Below are 7,755 nucleotides of genomic sequence, written 5' to 3'. Positions count from 1 at the left end.
TATGCAGATCATCTCGACTCCCGATGCGGCGCAGGCCATCGGACCGTACTCCCAGGCGATCAAGGCGGGCGGGTTCATCTTTACCTCGGGGCAGATCGCGCTTAAGCCGGACGGCGAGTTTGTCGCGGGCGGCGTGGAAGCGCAGAGTAGGCAGGTTTTGCAAAACCTCGCCGCGATCCTAAAAGAAGCGGGTGCGACGCTGCAAGATGCCGTCAAAACGACGATTTTCCTAGCCGATATGGGCGATTTTGCCGTGGTGAACGAGATATACGCTGCGGCGTTCGGCGCGCACAAGCCCGCTCGCAGCACGGTGCAGGTCGCCAAACTCCCCAAGGGCGCGCTTGTGGAGATAGAAGTGATAGCGCTGGCTAGGGCTTAGCGCTAAATTTAGATCGCTAGAATTCTGCCGGTTCGCGTTTGCGGTCGAAATTTTATGCGCGGGCGCTTGAAATTTTAAACGGCTTGCTTTGGTTTTGTAGCTGCGTGCTTTTAAATTTAGATTTTAAAAGCCACGCCAAACGTCCGCGGGTCTATGCAAACAGCGCGTCTTAGTGTGCTAAGGCGTTAAAATTTCTCGCTCAAAATGGGATCAAAATGATAGAAAAGCTTATTCAAAAATCTAAAAATATCACGGCTGCGGGGCGCAGCGACATAGAGCCCGCATGGATCGCGCAGGCGCAGCGGCGGCTTGGTTTCGCGCTGCCTGCGAGCTACAAGCAGATGCTGCTAAGATATGCTAGCGTCAGCGCGGCGGGAACGGAGCTAAAAACGATCGCGCCGCCCGAGTTCGCGGGTAGCGCCGACGCAGATATCTGCTACACGTATGGAGTAAATCTGAAAAACGGCCTATTCGCCGCAGACGAGCTCGTATTTTTGCAGCTCGAGGACGAGGAGTATTATTTTAAAATTTCGCCCGCAAGCGACATAGCGGACGGCTCGCCCAATACGGCGCACGGCAAGACGGCGGAGAGTATGAGCGGCAAAGCTGCGAGCGAGACGGTGCGCGATACGGTCGTCGCGACGGTATCCACGGTGCGGAAAATAGGGCATCGGACGACGAAGCGCGCGCGGAGAGATCGCCGGATGCGGCACGCGATATGAATGCCGAAGCGGCGGACGAAACGACATGTAAAACGGCGGGCGCGACAATGAGCGAGATGGCAGACGAGGCGGCAAATGGAGCGACGAAAGAGATAGCGAGCGAGCAGGCAGACGATGCGCCGTGCGAATACAAGGTCTATGTGCGCGACTACGCGCAGAGCGAGGATAGGCTTTTTGCGGACGATTTTTACGGGTTTTTGGAAAAATTTTAAGACGAAATTAACGCAAAATCAGGAGCGATAAATGGGGCTATTTGATATTTTTAAAAAGGATAAATTTGACGTCGATGTGCGCTCGGACGGTGTTTTCATCGGCGGCGTAAACTGCGGGTTTGATCTGGCTAAATTTAATGAAGCACTAGGTCAGCCGCGCGTGATAGATGACGGGGAGGGCAAAAGCCGCTATTTTTGGGATGAGGCGGGGATTTTTGCCTTTGTGCGCGCAGGAGAGCTTGCAGAACCGAGGCTTTCCGAGATAATTTTGATGCTTGAGGTCGCAAAGGGCGTGCAGCACGAGGTTCCGCGCAAGCTCTACGGCGGCGCGTTCACGCTTGAGGGCAGGCCGCCGCTTGAGGCCGTGCCAGAGCAGGAGCTGCGCGGCGCATATATATTTTTGGAGCTTAGCCTAGGCAAATTCGAAGTATCGCTAGCTCTCGCGGAGGCCGTGCAGGAGCGCATAGGCGCGATGGACTTCGCCGAGCGCTTCGCTAAGCGCGACACCGACGAGATCGCAGACATCGTGCGAGCTGCGAAAATGCCGATAGGGCGCGTCTGCATCAATCAAAAAGAGAAAAAGGTAAAGCGAAAGCCGAGCGATAAATTTAAGCTTCCGCGCGCGGCCGGCGAGACGCTAGCGTTTAAAAATTTTAATTTCAAAATCGCCGTGATGAACGAGCTGATGTATGAAAAATCCCTGCTACAGCCCAAATTTGACGTGTTTGAGTACTGCGAGGAGCGCGGTATCGATCCGTACGCGGACTTCGGCGCGCTGCCGCAAGCCAAAAAGTGGTTTAAGGACTATCAGGTCCCCGCAAATTTGGCGGAGCAGGTGAGCGAACTCTATCTTGACGGCGGAAATGAAATTTACCTGCAAATCGCGCCTGATTGGGACGGCGAGGACGAGCTTTTCGACATCAAAAATATCGATGCCGCGGAGCTTGCGCCCTTCATTAATCTTAAAAAGATCGAGACGACCGGCATCGGCATATCCAAAAAGGCGCGAAAAGCCTGCGCGGATGCGAGGATTGCGATAGTGGAGTGAGCGCAGGAATGGACTTTGAGCCATACAGCGCGCGGTTTTAAAAAGCTGAAATAGACTTTTGAGCTGCGGCACGTTCTTTAGAAAGGTAGTAATTGTTGCCGCGCCGCGCAAAATTCTACGCAAAATTCTAATTACAGCAGGCGCTATAAATGAGCTTTTAAGGCGGTCGGCGAAGCATCTGACTGTCTAATTTGGCGCGCGTTACAAAGCTTTAAGGAAGCTCATTTGCAGCGTAAGAGCCACGCCGTTAAATATGCGAGATGAGTGTGTTGCGCGAGTAAAAAAGTTCGCTTTTTGATTTTGGAAAAAATCGCTGCGTAGCAAGGGGATTAAATTTACCGCTTTTAAATTTTAAAATTTACAAAGAGTGGCGCTTGCGGCTTTGAATGTGCGGTTAAATTTAGATTTCATAAAAGATTAAATTCTAAGCGCGGTTAAATTTGCGTCTTTAATTTTGCTTGCAGCCTGTGTCGCACTGCAAAACAGAGTGCGAAAATAGATCGCATTTGCGCGCGATCAGCGCGGATCAAATAAAATTTCGTCTTTGGAATTTAGTCTGAATTTGCAGCTCGCATCAAGAAAGTATTTTTTGTAAGCCGATATTTAGTAGCCAAGAAGTGTCTTGAAACTTAGCATCGGCGGCTTGGAAAGTATTTTGAAATCCGCGCCAAGAGTGTGGTTTAAAACAACAAGGCGCGGCGCTACTTTGCTATTTTAAAACGCCGCTTCGAGGCTAAATTTCATAGCCGCATAAAGCCGTCGTCGTAGCTGCCTTCTAGCTTGCGGCGCATATCCTCGCGCCATTTTGGCGTAAGCGTCGTAAGTAGGTTAAATTTTGCTAACAGCCCTTCATCGAGGCGATCGCCGTAAAATAGACGGTTGAGCTCCATCACGCTCATCATAGCGGGGTCGCGCTCTACGACGTAGATCTCGTCGCCCGCGCGGCACGAGCCCGCCTCCAGCACGCGGTAGTACCAGCCGGTAAGTCCGCTGCGCGCGATCTCCGCCGTCATCTCCGCGTTGCCCCAGCGCATCGAGAGCTTGTAGCAGGGCTTGCGCGGCTGGCTTACTTGCAGTACCAGCGAGCCTATGCGGTGCACATCGCCGATGCATACGTTTTGCTCGTGTAGTCCGCTGATCGTGAGGTTTTCGCCCATTGCGCCGTAGGCTAGATTTTTAAGTCCCAAAAATCTCTCCCACGCGGCGTAATTTTGCAGCGAGTTGGCAAAAATCGCCTTCTCCTCTCCGCCGTGATGCAGCGTGTCGGCTACCGCGTCACCCTCGAACCCGAGCTTGTTTGCGCGCACTTCGCCCGTTCTAGCTTGCTTAAAAATCGCCGTCTGCCAGCGCCTTTTTAGAGGCTGCGTAGCGCGCTCGTCGCCGTAAGCGCGCGGTTGCCCGGTCAGCAATGCCTTTAAAACGGGCATTTTTCGCTCCTTAAAATTTGCATCCGTTCTCCTTAAATCATAAAATTTAGGCACGGATTTTAGCTAGAAAAGAATTTAAAAATTCTAAATTTTGCGGCGATTTTGCGCTAAATTTCAAGTTCAGGCTTGAAATTTAGCGCGCAGCATTATTTGTAGTCGTTCGCATCGTAGCTTTTGCCGTCGTTAAAGTCGCTCAAAAGCCGCACGACGACGGGGCTAAGTAGGATGATCGCGATTAAGTTGGGGATCACCATCAGTCCGTTAAACATATCGGCTAGCCCCCAGACGAGGTCGATCTTTTGCACGCTCCCTATGAATACGAATGCGACGACTAAAATTTGCAAGAGCTTGACGAATTTTGCGCCCAGGAGGTATCGCACGTTGATCTCGGCGAAGTAATACCAGCCCAAAATCGTGGTAAATGCGAAGAAAAACAGGCAGATCGCCACGAAGCCGTAGCCGCCGCTGTGACCTAAAATTTGCGATGCGAAGGCTTCCTGCACCAGCGAGATGCCCGAAAATACCGCTTTGCCGTTTTCGAAAGTGACTACGTCGGTGCTGAGCACGACGAAAACGGTGATGTTAAGCACGATGAATGTATCGACGAAAACGCCCATTATGCCGAGCACGGCTTGATCTACGGGGTGTTTGACGTTCGCCGCGGCGTGTGCGTGCGGCGTCGAGCCCATGCCCGCTTCGTTTGAAAAGAGCCCGCGCGCGATGCCGTATCTCATCGCGGTGGCGATCGTAGCGCCCGTAGCGCCGCCCCAGGCAGCCGATGGATCGAACGCGGCTTTGAATATCAGCGCGATAACAGATGGAATTTTATCGAAATTTGAGCCGATGATGACGAGACCTACCAGCACGTAGCAGATCGCCATTAGTGGCACGACCTTTTCAGCTACGCGCGCGATCGCTTTAACGCCGCCGAAAAAGATGATGCAGCAGATGAGCGCTAAGGCTGCGCCGCTCGCCCACTTCGGGATTCCAAATGCGCTGCTAAAGCCGTCTGAGATGGAGTTTGCTTGCACCATATTGCCCATGAAGCCCAAAGCAAAGATGATGGCTAGCGCAAAAAATGCCGCTAAAGGCTTGGCAAAGGGGCTTTTGAGTCCGCGACTGATGTAAAACGCGGGTCCTCCGATCATATGCCCGCTGTCGTCCTTGGTGCGGTAAATTTGAGCCAGGCAGATCTCTGCAAAGTTCGTCGCCATGCCTAAAAATGCCGCGCACCACATCCAAAATATCGCGCCCGGTCCGCCCATCACTAATGCGGTGCTGGCGCCTACCAGGTTGCCGGTGCCTACCTGCGCCGCGATCGCCGTGGCGACGGCTTGGAACGAGCTCATGCCGCTTTTGCCCGCAGCCTCGCCGTGCAGGGAGAAGTTGCCGAAAAGCTTGCGCGCGCCCGTTCTAAATTTAAAAATTTGCACTAAATGCAAGCGCGCCGTAAAATATGCGCCGGTGCCGCAAAGTAGGGCGATTAGAAAGTACGGACCCCACAAAAAGGAGTTGATCGCGTCAATTGTGGCGGTGAATTTGTCGAGAAAATTTTGCATGATCTTTTCCGTGAATTTAAGATGCGAAAATATATTTTAAAAACTCTTAAATTCCTATAAATCGAGGTAAATTTAAGCGAAATTTTAAAGCGTTTTTATAATTTTACTCAAGCATTAAGCAAAGCGGTATGTGCTGTTTGCTCTGCATGCCAGCTTGCCAGATAAGCAGCTTAGAATTCCCGCCTTAGCTGTCGAAATTTGAAAAGCAATCAACTGAAATTTTTAAGCCTATTCATCACCGCCGATTTTGAAAACGAACATCTTGCAAGCGTTACAAAAGGCGGGTATTAGGCTAAAGAGGCGCGCTTTGAGGCTCCAGTGCTCGCGGTACATTTTCATCATTGCAGCCTCTTTTATGAAGCGGATACGCTCAGGCTCCCAGCTCTGCACCTCTGCACCGCCGCTAATGCCCATTTTAAAGGGCGCGTTTTGCATGTGCCGCATCGCGTCGTGGCGCTTGGAGTCGAATTTCCTAACCGAAAACTCGCTCATAAAGTCGCTCAGCACGTAGCCGCGGAATTTTTGCGCAAGCGCGATAAAAAATTCTTTAAATTCCTCCTTTTCAAAATACATACTCACCCCCTCTAAAATGAAGATGTAGCCCGTGCTGCCGTGCTTTGCAGCTAGCTCGTCCATCCACGAGAGATCCAGCATCGAGCAGGGCAGGCTGAAATTATTCTCCGCCTTGGGTAGCAGCGCGTCGCGCACGGCTATGACGTCGGGCAGATCGAGGTCGTAAAATAGGGCGTTTGGTAGGGCTTTTTGCAGTCTAAGTGGGCGGGTGTCGAGCCCGGCGCCGAGCTGCACGATGATAGGGCGATCAAGCTCCGCCGCGAGCCGCAGCGTCTCGTCGTCGAAAAATTTCGCGCGGATCACCGTGCCCGTCTTGCTAAGGCATGCGTCGTCGAATTTTGCAAAATCATAATCGATCTGCTCTACGACGGCGCTTGAAAACGGGTCATTTAGGATCGGATCCGCGTCTTTGAAATCCAGATGGCGCATATAGACGTTGATTAGTAGCGTCTCGGAAACGCTATCTTTAAAATTTGGCTTTCGCATATCTTTCCTTTCTATCGTATCTATCGCGAGCGAGCTTTCGGCGCAGCGGCCATGCAAGGGCTTTTTAGATTGCGGCAGCCTATTTATCATAGACTTTGCCTGCGACGCGAAATTTATATTGATTATTATATAGCGTAAAAGTTAAAAATTTGCTTTTGCGCCGAAATCGCCTATCTTGCAAACATGCGCGCAAGCAAGCCTTTAAATTTAGACCGGCTCTCGACGCTTTAAGTTTGGTATTGTATAATCACCGGTTTAAGGGAGAAAATTTTATGGAAAAATCGCGTTTGGGATTACTGCAAACCGAGGCTATCGCTACGCTTAGCGATGCAGAGCTCGCGGCATTCGAGCGCTCCGTCGTTAAAAAAGGCTATGTTTATTACAGCGATACTCCGAAGGTTTTTGCTTTCAAAACCGGCTCTGCAAAGCTGTCGTTTTTCGAAGACGGCGAGGAGTTTATAATGAACTATTTGCAGAAGGGCGGTATCACGATTTTAAACGAAATTTGCGCTTTAGAATTTTTAGAAGATAGCGAAATTTACACGATCGACGTGGACGGTCTGGGTGAAATTCTACAAAACAAGGAATTTTGCGAAATTTATATAAAAATACTTACGAATATTATTTTGATGCAGCGCAAAATCACGCGCTCCATTCTTTTTGAAAACGCCAAGGGGCGGATCGCAAGCTTTTTGATCGAGCTTGCAAACGAACAAAATTTCCACCAAAACGGCTTCAAATACGTCTTTTTGCCATTTTCGCTTAAAGTGCTAGCATCTTTCATCGGACTAAAACGCCAAAGCACCAGTACCGCATTTAACGAGCTCGTGAAGGATAATGTCATTAAAAAGGTCAGCCAGCACGAGTTTTTGATTTTGGATTACAACAAGCTTCTGGATTACTGCGTCTAAATTTAGCGCAGACTTCGGTGCGGCGTAAATTTAAAATCTAAATTTAAAAATAGCCTAAACTTAAAGAGTTTGAAATTGAAAAGGTTTGAAATTTAAAAGGCGCGAGCCGTATTTCAAATGCTTGAAATCAAAGCTCGCGCCGAGAGTTAGTTCACGCATTTTTAAAGCGCGATCCGCCTTAGTCTTTCTTTTTCATATCGAATTTATTTGTCATAAATCCGACTAGACCGACGAAGAATAGACCGCCGCAGGCATTACCTATAGTAACCGGAACTAGGTTTTTAACGATGAAATTTCCCCAGTTTAGTACTTCTAGTTTTTCGACAGTCATACCGTGTCCCAAAGCGTTAGCCGCGGCAGCCACATCTCCGCCGTTTGCGGCGATGTAGTGGCCTTTAGCGATGATAGCTTCGGTGATGATAAACATATTTGCAACGC

General features: G+C 50.2%; 9 protein-coding genes. 5 read left to right on the top strand and 4 right to left on the bottom strand.

Going from position 1 to position 7,755, the window contains the following annotated elements:
* Position 1: 1 nt before the first annotated feature.
* From Q0236_RS12630 to Q0236_RS12615, 4 genes are all read left to right on the top strand, one after another.
* Entirely contained in the window at positions 2-379 is a 378-nt protein-coding gene (locus tag Q0236_RS12630) for a RidA family protein (RefSeq protein ID WP_297918717.1), read from the top strand.
* A 215-nt stretch (positions 380-594) separates the two neighbouring features.
* On the top strand, positions 595-1,101 hold the full coding sequence (locus tag Q0236_RS12625; protein ID WP_297918714.1) for a hypothetical protein: 507 nt from the start codon (positions 595-597) through the stop codon (positions 1,099-1,101).
* Positions 1,098-1,313 (top strand): hypothetical protein, encoded by a 216-nt coding sequence (locus tag Q0236_RS12620; protein WP_297918709.1) that lies wholly within the window; start codon positions 1,098-1,100, stop codon positions 1,311-1,313. Before Q0236_RS12625 ends, Q0236_RS12620 begins: the two co-directional genes overlap by 4 nt.
* Before the next feature lie 31 nt (positions 1,314-1,344).
* On the top strand, positions 1,345-2,361 hold the full coding sequence (locus Q0236_RS12615; RefSeq protein WP_297918707.1) for a hypothetical protein: 1,017 nt from the start codon (positions 1,345-1,347) through the stop codon (positions 2,359-2,361).
* Between the two features lie 740 nt (positions 2,362-3,101).
* Here Q0236_RS12615 and Q0236_RS12610 read toward each other — a convergent pair.
* From Q0236_RS12610 to Q0236_RS12600, 3 genes are all read right to left on the bottom strand, one after another.
* On the bottom strand, positions 3,102-3,788 hold the full coding sequence (locus tag Q0236_RS12610) for an MOSC domain-containing protein (RefSeq protein ID WP_297918704.1): 687 nt from the start codon (positions 3,786-3,788) through the stop codon (positions 3,102-3,104).
* A 146-nt stretch (positions 3,789-3,934) separates the two neighbouring features.
* Positions 3,935-5,347 (bottom strand): sodium:alanine symporter family protein, encoded by a 1,413-nt coding sequence (locus Q0236_RS12605; protein ID WP_297918701.1) that lies wholly within the window; start codon positions 5,345-5,347, stop codon positions 3,935-3,937.
* A gap of 228 nt (positions 5,348-5,575) precedes the next feature.
* On the bottom strand, positions 5,576-6,496 hold the full coding sequence (locus Q0236_RS12600; RefSeq protein ID WP_297918698.1) for a class I SAM-dependent methyltransferase: 921 nt from the start codon (positions 6,494-6,496) through the stop codon (positions 5,576-5,578).
* A 182-nt stretch (positions 6,497-6,678) separates the two neighbouring features.
* On the opposite strand from Q0236_RS12600, the gene Q0236_RS12595 reads away from it, so the two are divergent.
* Entirely contained in the window at positions 6,679-7,317 is a 639-nt protein-coding gene (locus Q0236_RS12595) for a Crp/Fnr family transcriptional regulator (protein WP_297918695.1), read from the top strand.
* 178 nt (positions 7,318-7,495) lie between these two features.
* Here Q0236_RS12595 and Q0236_RS12590 read toward each other — a convergent pair.
* The coding region (locus tag Q0236_RS12590; protein ID WP_297918692.1) for a formate/nitrite transporter family protein at positions 7,496-7,755 on the bottom strand (260 nt) is incomplete at its 5' end.

The organism is uncultured Campylobacter sp. (assembly GCF_938031315.1).
Lineage (GTDB): Bacteria > Campylobacterota > Campylobacteria > Campylobacterales > Campylobacteraceae > Campylobacter_B.
Note: the sequence above shows the minus strand (reverse complement) of the source record. Positions and strands in the feature narration are given on the sequence as shown.

What these genes read in the sequence shown, in the direction of transcription:
- Q0236_RS12630 (WP_297918717.1), top strand. Translation starts at nt 2, where the DNA reads ATGCAGATCATCTCGACTCCCGATGCGGCGCAGGCCATCGGACCGTAC.
- Q0236_RS12625 (WP_297918714.1), top strand. Translation starts at nt 595, where the DNA reads ATGATAGAAAAGCTTATTCAAAAATCTAAAAATATCACGGCTGCGGGG.
- Q0236_RS12620 (WP_297918709.1), top strand. Translation starts at nt 1,098, where the DNA reads ATGAATGCCGAAGCGGCGGACGAAACGACATGTAAAACGGCGGGCGCG.
- Q0236_RS12615 (WP_297918707.1), top strand. Translation starts at nt 1,345, where the DNA reads ATGGGGCTATTTGATATTTTTAAAAAGGATAAATTTGACGTCGATGTG.
- Q0236_RS12610 (WP_297918704.1), bottom strand. Translation starts at nt 3,788, where the DNA reads ATGCCCGTTTTAAAGGCATTGCTGACCGGGCAACCGCGCGCTTACGGC.
- Q0236_RS12605 (WP_297918701.1), bottom strand. Translation starts at nt 5,347, where the DNA reads ATGCAAAATTTTCTCGACAAATTCACCGCCACAATTGACGCGATCAAC.
- Q0236_RS12600 (WP_297918698.1), bottom strand. Translation starts at nt 6,496, where the DNA reads ATGATAAATAGGCTGCCGCAATCTAAAAAGCCCTTGCATGGCCGCTGC.
- Q0236_RS12595 (WP_297918695.1), top strand. Translation starts at nt 6,679, where the DNA reads ATGGAAAAATCGCGTTTGGGATTACTGCAAACCGAGGCTATCGCTACG.